Annotated in this window: 17 protein-coding genes; 8 read left to right on the top strand and 9 right to left on the bottom strand. The window is 67.4% G+C overall.

Translation table 11 applies throughout. The features are described 5' to 3' along the window. Positions 1-177 precede the first annotated feature (177 nt). Together CFB50_RS37550 and CFB50_RS37545 are read right to left on the bottom strand one after the other, a co-directional pair. Positions 178-510: a RebB family R body protein gene (locus CFB50_RS37550; protein WP_069249453.1), complete on the bottom strand. Its 333-nt coding sequence runs from the start codon at positions 508-510 to the stop codon at positions 178-180. Positions 511-591: 81 nt separating this feature from the next. Continuing rightward, positions 592-1,233, bottom strand: coding sequence for a hypothetical protein (locus CFB50_RS37545; protein ID WP_089449414.1), 642 nt, complete (start codon positions 1,231-1,233; stop codon positions 592-594). Between the two features lie 487 nt (positions 1,234-1,720). Here CFB50_RS37545 and CFB50_RS39785 point away from each other — a divergent pair, with 487 nt between their 5' ends. Then, positions 1,721-1,876, top strand: a complete 156-nt coding sequence (locus CFB50_RS39785; RefSeq protein ID WP_166890929.1) for a hypothetical protein — start codon at positions 1,721-1,723, stop codon at positions 1,874-1,876. 208 nt (positions 1,877-2,084) lie between these two features. After that, complete coding sequence (trpS, locus tag CFB50_RS37540) at positions 2,085-3,095, top strand: tryptophan--tRNA ligase (RefSeq protein WP_089449413.1); 1,011 nt, start codon at positions 2,085-2,087, stop codon at positions 3,093-3,095. Between the two features lie 114 nt (positions 3,096-3,209). On the opposite strand, the gene CFB50_RS37535 is transcribed toward trpS, so the two are convergent. The 6 genes from CFB50_RS37535 to CFB50_RS37510 form a co-directional block, all read right to left on the bottom strand. Next, entirely contained in the window at positions 3,210-3,620 is a 411-nt protein-coding gene (locus CFB50_RS37535) for a VOC family protein (RefSeq protein WP_089449412.1), read from the bottom strand. A gap of 196 nt (positions 3,621-3,816) precedes the next feature. Then, complete coding sequence (locus CFB50_RS37530; RefSeq protein WP_089449411.1) at positions 3,817-4,203, bottom strand: VOC family protein; 387 nt, start codon at positions 4,201-4,203, stop codon at positions 3,817-3,819. Between the two features lie 37 nt (positions 4,204-4,240). Beyond that, entirely contained in the window at positions 4,241-4,834 is a 594-nt protein-coding gene (locus CFB50_RS37525; RefSeq protein ID WP_089449410.1) for an SMI1/KNR4 family protein, read from the bottom strand. 79 nt (positions 4,835-4,913) lie between these two features. Further along, complete coding sequence (locus CFB50_RS37520; RefSeq protein WP_089449409.1) at positions 4,914-5,834, bottom strand: bestrophin family protein; 921 nt, start codon at positions 5,832-5,834, stop codon at positions 4,914-4,916. A gap of 160 nt (positions 5,835-5,994) precedes the next feature. Then, entirely contained in the window at positions 5,995-7,002 is a 1,008-nt protein-coding gene (gene cydB / locus CFB50_RS37515; protein WP_089449408.1) for a cytochrome d ubiquinol oxidase subunit II, read from the bottom strand. 2 nt (positions 7,003-7,004) lie between these two features. Continuing rightward, a complete protein-coding gene (locus tag CFB50_RS37510; RefSeq protein ID WP_089449407.1) occupies positions 7,005-8,405 on the bottom strand; it encodes a cytochrome ubiquinol oxidase subunit I in 1,401 nt (466 codons plus the stop codon). Positions 8,406-8,830: 425 nt separating this feature from the next. Between CFB50_RS37510 and fdhD the strand changes: the two genes are divergently transcribed. From fdhD to moaD, 5 genes are all read left to right on the top strand, one after another. After that, positions 8,831-9,709, top strand: coding sequence for a formate dehydrogenase accessory sulfurtransferase FdhD (fdhD, locus tag CFB50_RS37505; RefSeq protein WP_089449406.1), 879 nt, complete (start codon positions 8,831-8,833; stop codon positions 9,707-9,709). After that, positions 9,709-10,923 (top strand): molybdopterin molybdotransferase MoeA, encoded by a 1,215-nt coding sequence (locus CFB50_RS37500; protein WP_089449405.1) that lies wholly within the window; start codon positions 9,709-9,711, stop codon positions 10,921-10,923. Before fdhD ends, CFB50_RS37500 begins: the two co-directional genes overlap by 1 nt. A gap of 211 nt (positions 10,924-11,134) precedes the next feature. Beyond that, positions 11,135-12,259 (top strand): GTP 3',8-cyclase MoaA, encoded by a 1,125-nt coding sequence (gene moaA, locus CFB50_RS37490; protein ID WP_089449404.1) that lies wholly within the window; start codon positions 11,135-11,137, stop codon positions 12,257-12,259. Between the two features lie 46 nt (positions 12,260-12,305). After that, positions 12,306-12,875, top strand: a complete 570-nt coding sequence (locus tag CFB50_RS37485) for a molybdenum cofactor biosynthesis protein MoaE (protein WP_089449403.1) — start codon at positions 12,306-12,308, stop codon at positions 12,873-12,875. Between the two features lie 51 nt (positions 12,876-12,926). Beyond that, entirely contained in the window at positions 12,927-13,184 is a 258-nt protein-coding gene (gene moaD, locus CFB50_RS37480) for a molybdopterin converting factor subunit 1 (protein WP_069249441.1), read from the top strand. A 74-nt stretch (positions 13,185-13,258) separates the two neighbouring features. Here moaD and CFB50_RS37475 read toward each other — a convergent pair whose 3' ends face one another. Next, positions 13,259-14,176, bottom strand: coding sequence for a LysR family transcriptional regulator (locus tag CFB50_RS37475; protein ID WP_089449402.1), 918 nt, complete (start codon positions 14,174-14,176; stop codon positions 13,259-13,261). 147 nt (positions 14,177-14,323) lie between these two features. Here CFB50_RS37475 and CFB50_RS37470 point away from each other — a divergent pair, with 147 nt between their 5' ends. Then, the gene (locus tag CFB50_RS37470; RefSeq protein ID WP_089449401.1) at positions 14,324-15,262 is read left to right on the top strand and encodes a hydroxymethylglutaryl-CoA lyase; all 939 of its coding nucleotides are present in this window, start codon (positions 14,324-14,326) and stop codon (positions 15,260-15,262) included.

The raw sequence follows: 15,262 nt of genomic DNA, 5'->3' as shown, positions 1-15,262 counted from the left end.
GTTCTCGAACAGGCACCGCATCGAATCGGCTCTGCCCGTTCTGTCGGTTACTCCGGAACACCGCGCGGCACCGCTGTCCAGGCGCCGGCGGCCATGCTGCGGCTCCGTGGCGCGGCGGCGGCATCGGCGGCTCGCGCCGCTTGCGCCGCTGCTCGACCACGGCGTTGCGATGGCGCGTCAGCCCTTGACTGCCTTCCCGATCGCGATCACGTCGGCCAGAATGGAGATGATCCCGTTCGCGCCGATTTCCGTGGCGGCCGCGCCCGCGCTTTCCGGCCCGATCGTATAGAGCTGCATCGTCCCCACGTTCGTCGACGTCTGCGACTGGATCGCGGCCTGCGACTGCTGCTGCACCGCGTTCTCGAACAGGATGCTGAGCGAATGGCTCTGGGCCTGGTACAGCGAGCCCATCGCCATTGCCGGCGCTTCCGCGACCACCTTGACGTTGACCTGTGTGACCGCATCGGTAATCGCGGGATTGACCTGGCACACTTGGCACGTATCAGTCATTTGTTGCTCCTTGGTTCACGTAGTTGAGAGATCGCACATCGGGGGCCGGCCGGTTTTGCTTTCTGCCGAATCCCCCGCGTGCTACTCCATGGACGCGTGGCCGGAGGGATCGTGAACGGCGGTGGCGACGACAGTCGTCGGTTCGGACGATTCGACCGGCGCGGCGTCGGCATTTCGCGACCGCGCCTCCATCGCGTCGAGCCGGGCGATGAGCCGTTCGGCGAGCGCATCGACGTATTGCCGAAAGCATGCGTCGATTTCCTGCCGGATCAGGCCCGTCAACTGTTCGCCGATCATCGCCAGCGCCTCGCGGGTGCTGTCCTGGATCTCGGCCGCGCCGGATGCCTGCGCGTCGCCCGGCGGCTCGTGCGCGTCGAGTACGCCCGACACTTTCCGCTGTTCCGACGCCAGCATGCCGAGGGTCGTCTCGTTCTGTGCGTCGATCGTCTGCAGGATGCCGCGCATCTTCTCGTACGCCTTCTGCTGGTTGAGCTGCAGGAAATGCTTGACCTGTTCGCGCGCCTCCTGCCGGGTTTTCAACTGCGGCAACGGCCGGTTCGCGGCAGGCGCCGGCGCGGCCGTGCCGGTACCCGGCGCTGACGGGTTCCCGTTCCTGCTCGGCAGTTGCTCCAGCAGCACCTGTTCTTCGGCCGGCGCGAGGGGCCGCCCCAATCGCTTCTCCGCGAACTGCCGCAGCAGCGGGTCGAGTGCGTCGTGGCTCATGGCTTACCTCTCCTCGATGTCCGCCCGCGGCGCCGGTGCGTGCGGTCGGGGGGCGGACGGACGCGGCGCCGAGGCGCGCCGGCCGGCAGGCGGCAATGGATATTGCATGGTGTTCTCCCGGGAATGGACGTGCGACGGCCTCGCCGGAAAGTTCGGCAGGACCGCTGTAGGGACGAACCGGGAGACGGGTCCGTGAAATCGGGCGCCGTGCGTGAATGACATTGTCGGGATCACGCCACACCCGTCCCCGATAATTCTTGACTGTGCCCGTGCCGATGATTTGGTAGGATGCACGTCGCCTCGGTATCGACGGCAGCCGGACATTCAACCGTCCCTTTTTTTGATGCCGCGCGGCCGGCTCACCCCGTCCTCGCGCATCGGTGCACTGAACCGCACCCCAGCCCCCGTGAAACCCGCAACACCCCGGCGTCGCCCCGCGCGACCCGTTGCAGCAACCGTTGGAGTGGCGCCTCGTGCGCCAGCAAGCATGAAGAAGTCGAATCCGTCCACCCGCCCTCCGCGCGAGAAAGACCGCACGTCGCTGGCGCGCGCCGGCGCACTGCTGCTGATGGCCGGCCTGCTGTACCTGCTGTGGCCGTCGGCCGAAACCGCGTACCTCGCGATGGAGTCGGTCATCCGCTGACGCGGCACCCCCTCCCCGCACTACGCTATACTCACGCAATGGAAACCCGACCTGCCTCGCCGAACGTGCATTGCTGGTGGCGCGCCTGACCCAGGCGGCCCGTTTCCTTTTGCATGTCCCAAACGTGATGCCGCCAGCGATGGCGGCATTTGCGTTTCTGCGCAGACACCATGGCTGGCGGCTTCGATAACCCGGAGCAACGACCAACATGACCCAGACCCGACCGACCATCCTCACCGGCGACCGCACGACCGGCCCGCTGCACCTCGGCCACTACATCGGCTCGCTGCGCGCCCGCGTGCAGATGCAGCACGAAGCGAAGCAGTTCCTGCTGCTCGCCGACACGCAGGCGCTGACCGACAACATGGGCCGCCGCCAGCGCGTCACCGAGAACGTGATCGAAGTCGCGCTCGACTATCTCGCGGTCGGCATCGATCCGGCGATCTCGACGATCGTCGTGCAGTCGCAGGTGCCCGAGCTCGCCGAACTGTCGCAATACCTGCTGAACCTCGTCACGGTCGCGCGCCTCGAACGCAATCCGACCATCAAGGAAGAGATTCGCCTGCGCGGTTTCGAGCGTGACATCCCGGCCGGCTTCCTGACCTACCCGGTGAGCCAGGCGGCCGACATCACCGCGTTCAAGGCGACGCACGTGCCGGTCGGCGACGATCAACTGCCGATGATCGAGCAGACCAACGAACTCGTGCGCCGCTTCAACGCGACCGTCGAGCAGCCGGTGCTGGTCGAATGCGAGGCCGTGCTGTCGGCGGTCACGCGGCTGCCGGGGATCGACGGCAAGGCGAAGATGAGCAAGTCGCTCGGCAACGCGATCACGCTCGGCTCGACACCGGACGAGATCACGCAGGCCGTGAAGGACATGTACACGGACCCGAACCACCTGCGCGTGAGCGATCCCGGCCAGGTCGAGGGCAACGTCGTGTTCACGTTCCTCGATGCGTTCGAGCCCGACGTGCAGAAGGTCGACGAGTTGAAGGCGCACTACCGTCGCGGCGGACTCGGCGACAGCGTCGTCAAGCGCGTGCTGAACGAGCGGCTGCAGGCGTTGATCGAGCCGATCCGCGCGCGCCGTCGCGAATTCGAGGCCGACAAGGCCGAGGTGATGGCGATCCTGAAGCGCGGCACGACGCACGCACGGGACGTGGCCGGCGCGACGCTCGCCGAGGTGAAGGGCGCGATGGGGCTGAACTACTTCGATTGAGCGACGCAGGCAGCGTGCGCGCGAACGCGCATGGCGCGCCGGCCGGTATCGGGCCGGCGCGTGGCGTTCACCGCGTCACGCGCGCGAGCGAGCGTCGAGTGAACCGCACCTTCATCACGATGCATGCACCGGCACGGACACGTGGCACACCGCCTCGACCCGATTGCCGGCCGGGTCGACGAGAAACGCGCCGTAGTAATCGCCGTGGTACTGCGGCCGCAAGCCGGGCTCGCCGTCGGACTGCCCGCCCGTCGCCAGGCCGGCTTCGAAAAACGCCTCCACCTGCTCGCGGCTCGCGGCCTTGAAACACCAGTGCCGCTTGCTCGCGCCGATTTCAGCGGGATCCAGATAGACCGCCAGAAACGTCGATGCGGTGTCGTTCGCACTGCAGCGTTCGCCATAGCCGAGCGCGGTCGGCCGGTCATAGACCTTGGCTGCGCCCAGCGCGGCCATGATGGCATCGTAGAACGGGCGCGCCAGGTCGATATCCGGCACGCTGATTGAAACGTGATCAAGCAATTGCATCGCATCTCCTCCGTCGAAGGGCACACGAGTCTACCCGAGCACGGCATTTTTCATGGAAGTCCCCCTACCGTCCGTGGGCGATACGTGAACACCCGGCACCGTCACGGGCGATGTCGTCCGCGCCGACGGGTGCAGCTGGATGCTCGATGCGCCGCCGGTCGCGGTGCGTTGAGCGCCCTGCGACCGGCGCGTTGCGTCACTTCATCTGCATCAGTTGAATCAGGTTCCCGCACGTATCGTCAATGATCGCGACGCGCACGGGCCCGGCATCCATCGGCTCCAGCGTGAAGCGCACACCGAGATCCGTGAGCCGTGCAAACTCCGCATCGAGATCGTCGACCTGGAACGATGCCGCCGGAATGCCGTCCTCGTACAGCGCCTGCTTGTAAGGCCCGACCGCGCGATGGTTGCTCGGCTCGAGCAGCAGCTCGGTGCCGTCCGGCTGGTCTTTCGACACCACCGTCAGCCAGCGGTACTCGCCCACCGGCACGTTGTTCTTCAGCTTGAACCCGAGCTTGTCGGTATAGAACGTCAACGCCTCGTCCTGGTCGTCGACGAAGATACTCGTCACGTAGATTCGCATGTCAATCTCTCCTGTCGCGGCAGCCACCGCCCCGCCACTATTCTTCGTCGAAATCGATGACAAACGCATAACCGTCGTCGATCAGCTTGCGCAGGTAGCCGTCGAAGTCGTCGGCGATCACCGCGTAGCTGTCGGGATCGTGCAGGAAACGCACGACCTGCCCGACGTTGCCGCCCGGCGCCGGCTCGAAATCGATGTAGAGCTGGGACGTGCCGCCGTTGTTCATGCAGTGCGAGAAGCACAGCCGCCGGTTCATCGGCAGCGCGATGTCGATGCGCGGGTCGACGAGTTCGCCGTCGTCGTTCGCATCGTCGCCATAGATCTGCGCGATGCTGTCGGTGTACTTCGTCGCTTCCTCGAGCATCTGCCCGGCCGACAGCAGGTAGTACGGGTATTCGTAGACGTCGGAGCCCAGCACCCGCACGTGGACCGTCGTGCCGCCGTAGTCGCGCCAGTAGGTCCCGTCGAGCTTGCCGAGCAGTTCGAGCAGGCTGGCCGGGCACTGCGGATACGCGGCGCGCAACGCGTCGAGCTGCGCGGGCGTCGCGCCCGTTGCAGCGGCAAGCGCCGCGTTGTCGGTGTCGGGAAGCGCGGCGCGCAGGCCGCCGAGATAGGTGTCGACGAGGGTCATCGCGTCAGGTCCGAAGAACAGGCAAGCGCCATTCTAGCGCCCGACGCGATGCCCCCCTTTCGCGCTTGCGCGCCCTTGCTTACGTGATCTGGTACGTCGACGCCGGCACGAATTCCTCCGGCAGCGGGCGGTCGCCCAGTTCGAGCACCGACCGCTCGATCGTGCGCGTCATCGCATCGAGCGCCAGCGCATTCGGCGCGAGGCCGAACGGCTCGGCCACCTCGCTCGCGATCGCTTCGAGCGCGATCAGCGTGTACGAGATGAACACGCAGATCAGCGGCGTGAAGAACTCCGTCGAATCGACGAGGCCGAACGGCAGCAGCACGCAATAGGCGTACACGGTGCGATGCAGCAGCACGCTGTACGAGAACGGAATCGGCGTCGACAGGATGCGTTCGCAACCACCGACCGATTTGCCGACCTCGTCGAGCTGCGCCTCGAACATCCAGCAGGTCGCGTCGCTGCCGGGCGCACGGCCCAGCGCGCGGACGATGCTGCCGCGCAACTCGTCGAGGATCGCGACGGGCTTGAAGCATTTGCCGCCCAGCTCGGCCGTGCGTTCCGCACCGAGAATGCGCTGCAGGTCCGCGGTCGGATCGGTATGACGAAGCTGATGCTTGAGCGCATAAGTGAGCGCGATCAGCAGGTCGGCGAGCCGGTGGCGCTCGGCGTCGCTCACGCTGTCGGGCAGGTAGCGATTGAACTGCGACGTCAGCGTACGCGCCGCGATCAGCAGGTTGCCCCACAGATGCCGCGCCTCCTTGAAGCGCTCGAAGCTCGCGCTGTTGCGAAACCCGAGAAAGATCGCGAGCGCGAGCCCGAACAGCGTGAACGGCGCGGTGTTGAGGGGGATCTTCTCGCCGAAGATGCGCCCGTTCGTGAAGACCGCCAGCGTGCTGACGACCGCCATGAACACGAGCTGCGGAATGATCGATTGCAGCACGGAGCCGTTCCAGACGAACAGCATCCTGAGCCAGTTTTGTTGTGGTCGGACGATCATGGTGTTTTCTCGACTGCAGGGAATGCATCAAACGCGCGCCGGCGCCCGATGCGCAACGGCCCGCGCGTGGCGGGCCGCTGTCGGGTGAAGGCCGGGCCGGGCCACGCGCTGCGCGTGATGATACGCCCGCGCCCGCCACGCCCGTCACATCATGCGGCGTTCAGTGATAACCGATATCGCCCTCGCGCACCTTGCCTCGGAACACGCGGTACTGCATCGCGTTGTACACGAGGATGATCGGCAGCACGATCACGGTGCCGACGAGCGCGAACAGCTGGCTCGAGTGGCTCGACGAAGCGTCCCAGATCGACAGCGACGGCGGCACGATGTTCGGCCAGATGCTGATCACGAGCCCCGTGTAGCCGAGGAACACGAGCGCGAGCGTCAGCAGGAACGGCGTGGCCTCGTGCTCGCGTTTCACCGTGTGGAAGATGCCCCACACGCACGCGACGACGAGCACCGGCACCGGCAGGAACCAGCCGAGGTTGCCGCTGCCGAACCAGCGATGCGCGACGGCCGGCAGCCCGATCACGGTCCACAGGCTGACCACGCCCATCACGGCGAGCAGCACGCCCGCGAGCGGCTTCATCAGCAACCGCATCTTGCGCTGCAGTTCGCCGTCGACCTTCAGGATCAGCCAGCCGCAGCCGAGCGCCGCATACGTGACGAGCACGCCGATCCCGCACAGCAGGCTGAACGGCGACAGCCAGTCGAACGGCCCGCCCGCGAACTGGTTGTTCTCGATCTTGATGCCCTGCAGCAGCGAACCGAGCACGATCCCCTGGCAGAACGCGGCCAGCGCCGAGCCGCCGATGAACGCGAGATCCCACATGTGTTGCGTGCGCGTGGCTTTCGCGCGCAGCTCGAACGCCGCACCGCGGAAGATCAGCCCGACCAGCATCAGCACCAGCGGCAGGTAGTTCGCCGGCAGCAGCGTCGAATACACGACCGGGAACGCGCCGTAGAGTCCCGCGCCGCCGAGCACCAGGAACGTCTCGTTGCCGTCCCACACCGGCGCGACGGTGTCGAGCATCACCTGGCGCTCGGCCTTCGCATCGAAGAACGGAAACAGCAGGCCGATACCGAGATCGAAGCCGTCCAGCATCACGTAGATGAATACGCCGAGGCCGATGATCGCGGCCCAAATGACAGGAAGATCGATGTGCATGGTTACTCCGCCTCGGTGACGTTCAGCGGCGTGGACAGCGCGCTCTTGCGCAGCCCCGGATGCCGGTGCAGCTCGATGTAGCCGGCCTGGGCCGCCGGCCCGTGCTTCATCAGTTTCAACATGTAGTAGATCCCCGTTCCGAATACCAGGAAGTACACGACCACGAAGACCAGCAGCGACACGCCGACCTGCTGCGCGCTCAGCGGCGCAACCGAATCGATGGTGCGCAGCACGCCGTACACGGTCCACGGCTGACGCCCGACCTCGGTCGTGATCCAGCCGGCCAGCAGCGCGAGGATGCCCGACGGCCCCATGCATACGACGAACCACTGGAACCAGCGCGTTTCATACAGGCGCCCGCCCTTTCTCAGCAGCAGCCCGAGCACGGCGGTCAGCAGCATCAGCATCCCGAGGCCGGCCATGATCCGGAACGTCCAGAAGATGATCGGTGAATACGGGCGGTCCTGCGGCGGGAATTCCTTCAGCCCGCGAATCTCGCCGTCCCAGCTGTGCGTGAGGATCAGGCTGCCGAGGTGCGGCACCTGGATCGCATAGCGCGTGGTTTCGGCCTGCATGTCGGGCAGCCCGACGAGGTTCAGCGCGGTACCGCCCTTCTCGGTTTCCCACAGCCCCTCGATCGCCGCGATCTTCGCCGGCTGGTATTCGCGCGTGTTCAGCCCGTGCGCGTCGCCAACGACGATCTGGATCGGCGCGAGGATCAGCAGCATCCACAGCGCCATCGAGAAGCTGCGCTTCACCGGCTCGTCGCGGCGCCCCTTGAGCAGGTGCCACGCGCCGCACGCGGCGACGATGAAGCCCGCGACGATGAACGCCGCGATCGTCATGTGCACGAGCCGGTACGGGAACGACGGGTTGAAGACGACCTTGAACCAGTCGACCGGCACGACGAGGCCGTTCTCGATCTTGTAGCCCTGCGGCGTCTGCATGAAGCTGTTCGACGCGAGGATCCAGAACGTCGAGATCAGCGTGCCGACCGCGACCATCAGCGTCGCGAAGAAGTGTGCGCGGGGGCTCACGCGCTGCCAGCCGAACAGCATCACGCCGAGGAAGCCGGCTTCGAGGAAGAATGCCGTCAGCACTTCATACGTGAGGAGCGGGCCCGTGATGTTGCCCGCGACGCGCGAGAAGCCGGCCCAGTTGGTGCCGAACTCGTACGCCATCACGACGCCGGAGACCACGCCCATCCCGAAGCCGATCGCGAAGATCTTCGACCAGAACTGGAACATGGATTTGTAGGCGGCATCGCCGGTGACGAGGTAGCGCCATTCCAGCACTGCCAGGAAGCTCGCCATACCGATGCTGATCGCGGGAAACACGATGTGGAACGACACCGTGAATGCGAATTGCAATCGGGCGAGATGGAACGCATCGAAGATTTCCATGACCGTAATTTGCTCGTGGTTGTGAGGACGTACGCTCGAAGCAGGAAATCGCGCGACGGCTTGGCGAGAACACATGCGAGGACAAACGGTCACTCGCATGGCATCGAAGCGTGAATGACGATATCGCGTTTGCAACGATACTCGCAATCGTTCGAACGTGCGTTGAAACTGTGCTGCTTACGCCGCCGAAGATGTGTGCACGGAAAACACATTTCGTGCCTGCGGGATGGTCAGCTGTACTGCTTTCCGCGTTGCGGCGCTGTGCCTCCGGTGTGCCTGTCATCCCCCTTAACATCCCATGAACGCCTGCCCGAAGCGACGGCGCGCCCTCTCGGCCGCCCGCCCGGCAGCCTCCCGATTCCCCTGGTCCGGCGCCCGCGCCCGACCCGGCCGGCCCGCCGGCCGATCCGCCTGGAGCAAACCGCATGGAGTCCTGCATCCGCCGCGACGATCCGACCGGCAGCACCGCGTGTCATGTGACGCGTCACCGTGCCGGCGACGCGCGCGACACCGTCGACCGCGTCGTCGAGGAAACGCCGGTTGCACTCGTGTTCAACGACATTGCGCACACGGTCATGATGGCGACCCCGATCGACCTCGACGTGTTCGGCCTCGGCTTCGCGCTGAGCGAAGGCATCGTTGAGCGCGCATCGGACGTTTTCGACATCGAAAGCGAATGCCGGGCCGGCAGCGCCGAAGTGCGGCTGACCGTGTCGCAGCAGGCGTTCATGGCAATGAAGGCGCACCGGCGCGCGCTGGCCGGCCGCACCGGCTGCGGCGTCTGCGGAATCGAAAGCATCGCGCAGCTCGACCTGCACCCGCCGCGCATCGCCGCCGCCGGCATGGCCGCCGGTATCGGCGCGGCGGCGATCGAACGTGCCGCGCGCGCGTTGCCGGCCCACCAGACGCTGATGCGCGAGACGGGCGGCATCCATGCGGCCGCGTGGTGCAACCGCGACGGCGACGTGCTCGACGTGTTCGAGGACGTCGGCCGCCACAACGCGCTCGACAAGCTGATCGGCCGGCTCGCGCGGCGCCGCGCCGACCGGCACGACGGCTTCGTGTTCCTGTCGAGCCGCGCAAGCTACGAACTGGTGCGCAAGGCCGCGCGGGTCGGTATCCCGATGATCGCGACGATCTCGGCGCCGACCTCGCTCGCGATCGACGTCGCCCGCGAAGCCGGCGTCAGGCTGGTCGGCTTCTGCCGCAACGACGGCTTCGTCGAGTACGTGTCGCCCGACGCCGCTCAGCCCTCTCACCCCGATCAACCGGCGCTTGCTCAAGCGCATCCGGCGCTCTCCTGATGAAACCCCTGACCGATTTCGATACCGCGCAGCAGCATTTCGCCAGTGCGTTCGCGCCGCTCGGCACCACCACGTCCCTCCCGGTCGCGGAAGCCGCCGGCCACGTGCTGGCCGCGCCGCTCACCGCCGTGCTCGACCAGCCGCCGGCCGACCAGAGCGCGATGGACGGCTACGCCGTGCGTCACGCGGATCTCGCGCACGGCGAGCCGCTGCACGTCGCGCAGCGCTGCTATGCGGGCGACACGCCGGCGCCGCTGGCCCCGCGCACGGCCGCGCGGATCTTCACCGGCAGCGTGATTCCGCCCGGCGCGGACACCGTCGTGATGCAGGAGCACGCACGCGAGCAGGACGGCTGGGTCGCGTTCGACGTGCCGCAGCGCAGCGGCTCGCACATCCGCCGCCAGGGCGAGGAAGTGCGCGCCGGCGACCTGCTCGTGCCGGCCGGCGTGCGCATGGGCCCGATGCATGTCGGCGTGGCCGCCGCGCAGGGGTTCGCGCACGTCGACGTGCGCCCGGCGCTGCGCGTCGGCATCCTGACGACCGGCGACGAGCTCGTCGCGTGCGGGCAGCCGCGTTCGCCGCAACAGATTTACAACAGCAATGCGCCGATGCTCGCCGCGCTGGTCTCGGGAACCGGTGCCGAGGCCGCGATGTGCCTGCATGCAGCCGACACCGCGGCCGCCGTCGATCGCGCGCTGCGCGATCTGCACGCGGGTTGCGACCTGGTGATCTGCGTCGGTGGCGCGTCGGTCGGCGACAAGGATCTGCTGCGCCCCGCGCTGGACGCGCTCGGCGCGTCGTTCATCGTCGCCGGCGTGCGCATGAAGCCGGGCAAGCCGGTTGCACTTGCCCGTCTCGACACGCAGCCGGTGGTGTTGCTGCCCGGCAATCCGGGGGCCGCGATGACCGCGTTCGCGCTGTTCGTCGCGCCGCTGATCCGCCGCCTGCAGGGGCGCCACGCACGCGTGCCGATCGTGCCGTCGCTGCCGATCGACGCCGACTTCGAACCGGACGCGCAGCGCGAACGCTTCGTGCGCGTGCACTGCACCGTCGGCCTCGACGGCACGCCCGTGCTCGACACGCTGCGCCAGCAAGGCGCCGGCACGCTGCAATCGCTCGTGCAGGCGAGCGGGCTGGCCCGGCTGCCGGCCGGGCAGCGCATCGCATGCGGCGACGCGGTACCGTATTACGAATTCGCGCACTGGCTCGCATGAGCGCGACGCCGCTCACCCGCCCGATTCACGGCATTCGCCGCCGCGCCGGCCACGCCGGCCGCCCGGCGAACTGTATTCCTGCAATTCGGGCACGATTGTGTCCCTGCCGTGAAAACCCGGCGGACTATCCTCACGATGAGGCTCGTCACGCGCCGTGCGCCTGCTCATCCGCACACGCACGGCCGACCGGCGACGCCCCACCGCTTACTTCTTGCAGGCCGACGAACCGATCGTGAATGCCATCGTTTCCGCCGCGCCGGCCGCTGCCGCACTGTCCGGCGGCGCATCGCCCGGCGCTTTCCCCCGCACGTCCGACACGCTCGGGCGCCCGCTGCGCGACCTGCGCCTGTCCGTGATCGATCAATGCAATTTCCGCTGCGGCTACTGCATGCCGCGCGAAAGCTTCGGCACCGACTATGCGTTCATGCCGTCGTCCGAGCGGCTGTCGTTCGCGCAACTCGAAAAGATCGCCCGTGCGTTCACGTCGCTCGGCGTCGAAAAGATCCGCATCACGGGCGGCGAGCCGCTGCTCCGCCGCAACCTCGAAGCACTGATCGAACGCCTCGCCGCGCTGACGACCGTCGACGGCAAGCCCGTCGAGATCGCGCTGACGACCAACGGCTCGCTGCTGGCCGCGAAGGCGCGCACGCTGCGCGACGCGGGCCTGTCGCGTGTGACGGTCAGCCTCGATGCGCTCGACGACGCGGTGTTCCGCCGGATGAGCGACACCGACGTGCCCGTGTCGCGCGTGCTGGCCGGCATCGAAGCCGCGCAGGCGGCCGGGCTCGCGCCGGTCAAGGTCAACGCGGTGATCGAGCGCGGCGCGAACGACGACCAGATCCTGCCGCTCGTGCGGCACTTCCGGCATTCCGGCGTGGCCGTGCGCTTCATCGAATACATGGACGTCGGCGGCGCGAGCTTCTGGTCCGGCGACAAGGTCGTGACGGCCGCGCGGATGCGCGAACTGATCGACGAACACTATCCGCTCGTGCTCATCGGCGAACCGGGGCACGACGCGACCGCGATCCGTTGCGCGCACATCGACGGCGCGGGCGAAGTCGGCTTCATCGCGAGCGTGTCGCATCCGTTCTGCGGCACCTGCTCGCGCGCCCGCGTGTCGGCCGACGGGCAGCTCTATACGTGCCTGTTCGCGACGCAAGGCACCGACCTGCGGCCGTGGCTCGACGACGCCGCGTCGACCGCCGACCTCGCCGCCGCCGTGCGCGATCGCTGGACGCACCGCGACGACCGCTATTCCGAGCGCCGGGCCGCACGGCCTGCCCGTGCGCCGGGCAAGACCTATCCGACCGTGCGCATGTCGCTGGTCGGCGGCTGACGGGCCGCCGCGCGACCCAGGACGCACCGCCTACAGGAGAATCGTCATGACGAGCTTCACCGAATCCCGTGCCGGGCTGCCGGACGATCCGTTGCACGCGGGCAGCACCGCTCCCGACAACGCGACCGACCCGCATCCCGAACCGCCACCGTCGATTGCCGCGGGCTTCGAAGTGCGCGTGCAGTATGCGTCGATCGATGCCGGCGCCGAGCTCGCGCCGATCGTTCGCAATCCGAATGTCGGCGCGGTCGTGAATTTCCTCGGCGTCGTGCGCAACGAAGGCGACGTCGATGACGTGATCGCGCTCGAGGTCGAGCACTATCCGACGATGACCGAACAGGCGCTATGGAGCATCGTCGAGGAAGCCAGCGCGCGCTGGCAGCTCGAAACGATCAGGATCGTGCATCGCGTCGGGCGCATTCCGCTCGGCCAGGCGGTCGTGCTGGTCGTGGTGGCCGCCGCGCATCGCGGGGCCGCGTTCGACGCGTGCGAATTCCTGATGGACTTCCTGAAGACCCACGCACCGTTCTGGAAGAAGGAGATCCGCCACGACGGCGTATCCGGCTGGGTCGAGGCGAAGGCGCAGGATGACCAGGCGATGCGGCGCTGGGGCTGATTGCGTTCGCTTCGTGTTTCCGATTCCGCCGCTCCTTCTAAAGACAACGCAATGAAACTGACGATCAAATACTTCGCAAGCATTCGCGAGCAACTCGATCTCGACGAGGAAATCGTCGAGATCGATGCGCGCGAACTCACCGTCGACGCGCTGCGCGACACGCTGGCCGCACGCGACGCGCGCAGCGCGGAAGCGCTGCGGATGGACCGGCCCGTGCGGGCCGCCGTGAATCTCGAGATGGTGACGGGGGGATTCGTCGTGCGGGAGGATAGCGAGGTGGCGTTCTTCCCGCCGGTGACGGGCGGCTGACATCACGACGAGCCGGAAGGAATCCGGCATGACATCGATCGCCGGTTGCAGTTCGCACGCGTTGGCGTTGCGTATCAGCCGCTCGCGGCTGACATCGCGGCCCGGCTCGACAGATAGTCGACCATCCGTTGCGCGGCCGGTTGCAGCGCATCGAAGCTCCTGAAGCAGACGACGAACCGGCGCTTCGCCCACGCATCGACCAGCGGGATCACCTTGATGCCGAACACCGGCCGATACGTGTCGGCCACTTCCATCGGCACGACACTGATCCCGAGCCCGGCCGCGACGACGCGAAACGCGGCATCGAAACCCGACACGATCACGCGATACGACACGGTCGTGCCGGCATCGGCGGCCGCGCGCTGCAGCAGCGTGTGGACGGCGGTCGTCGGCAGCAGGCCGACGTGCTCGTAGCCCAGCGTCTGCTCGAAGCTCAGCGACGGCGCGTTCGCGAGCGGATGATCGCGATGCACGGCCAGCGCCAGCCGGTCCTGCCGATATGGCCGATGCTGCAGGCCCTGAAGATCGACGTTGTCCCAGCACACGCCCACGCTCGCCGCGCCTTCGCGCAACTGCCGCACGAGTTCGGACGACAACCGCTCTTCCACGTCGACCCGGATGTTCTCGTTGGCCGGTTCGCGCATGAACGATGAAATGTCGTCGAGCAGTGCCTCCGCGATCGCCGACGCCGATGCGCAGATGCTGACGCGCCCCTTCAGCCCGCCGCCGAACGCGACGATATCACTCGCGATGCGCTCCATCGTGAAAAGCACGCTGCGCGCGTGCTCGAGCAACGCATTGCCCGCGGCCGTCGGCTCGACGCCGCGCCGCGAGCGCGTGAGCAGCGGCACGCCGAGGTCGCTTTCGAGTTGCGCGATGCGCTTGCTGATCGCCGACGGCTCGATATGAACCGCCTCCGCCGCCCGCGCCATGTTGCGGTGATCGCACACGGCCACCAGCAGCCGCAGCGTTTTCAGGTCGATGTCGCGCATCCGCTGTCTCCAGACAATCAAGCATTCAGACATTCCATTTCGGAAACGTGACGGTTCCGAAATACCGCTTTAATGTCCATCAGGAATGTCTAAAGTTAGCACGACGCCGGTACATCGACACGGGCGAAATCAACGGAGACAAGCGACATGCGGTCGTTCCCCCAGCATGCAGTCATACGCGAAGTCGGCTTGCGCGACGGGCTGCAAAGCATCCCGCGCATTCTTCCGACGAAACACAAGATCGAGTGGATCGGCGACGCGTACGCGGCCGGTCAGCGCGAAATCGAGGTCGGATCGTTCGTGCCGGCGCGCCTGCTCCCGCAACTGGCCGATACGGCCGAACTCGTGTCGTATGCGAAGACGCTGCCCGGCCTGCGCGTGTCGGTGCTGGTGCCGAACCTCAAGGGCGCGGAACACGCGATCGACGCAGGTGCCGACCTGATGCTGGTGCCGCTCTCGGCGAGCCGCGCGCATAGCATCTCGAACCTGCGCAAGACACCCGACGAAGTCGTCGCCGAGGTGGCGCGCATCCGCGCCGCGCGCGATGCGGCCGGCTCGAAGACGCTGATCGAAGGCGGCATCGGCACCGCGTTCGGCTGCACGATCCAGGGCCGCGTCGAGCAGTCCGCGGTGCTGCGTTACCTGCATGCGTTGCTCGATGCCGGCGCCGACCGCGTGAGCCTCGCCGATACGGTCGGCTACGCGGGGCCGGCCGCCGTCGGCGAACTGTTCGGCAAGGCGCGCGCCGCCGCGGGCGAGCGCTTCTGGTGCGGCCACTTTCACGACACCCGCGGCCTCGCGCTCGCGAATGTGTACGCGGCGCTCGAAACGGGCGTCGCCCGCTTCGACGCGACGCTCGCCGGCATCGGCGGCTGTCCGCATGCGCCCGGCGCGAGCGGCAACGCGTCGAGCGAAGACCTCGCGTTCATGCTCGCCGACATGGGGATCGAAACCGGCATCGACATTGCCGCGCTGCTGACGCTGCGCGCGAAGGTCGCGCGCTGGCTGGACGGCGAAACGCTGCACGGCGCGCTGTGGCGCGCGGGCCTGCCGGCCACCCACGCCGCCGCCACCACCACCGTCTGA

The organism is Burkholderia sp. AU33423 (genome assembly GCF_002223135.1).
GTDB classification, from domain to species: Bacteria; Pseudomonadota; Gammaproteobacteria; order Burkholderiales; family Burkholderiaceae; genus Burkholderia; species Burkholderia lata_D.
The sequence above is the reverse complement of the archived record's forward strand: the minus strand, read 5'-3'. Positions and strand labels throughout refer to the sequence as shown.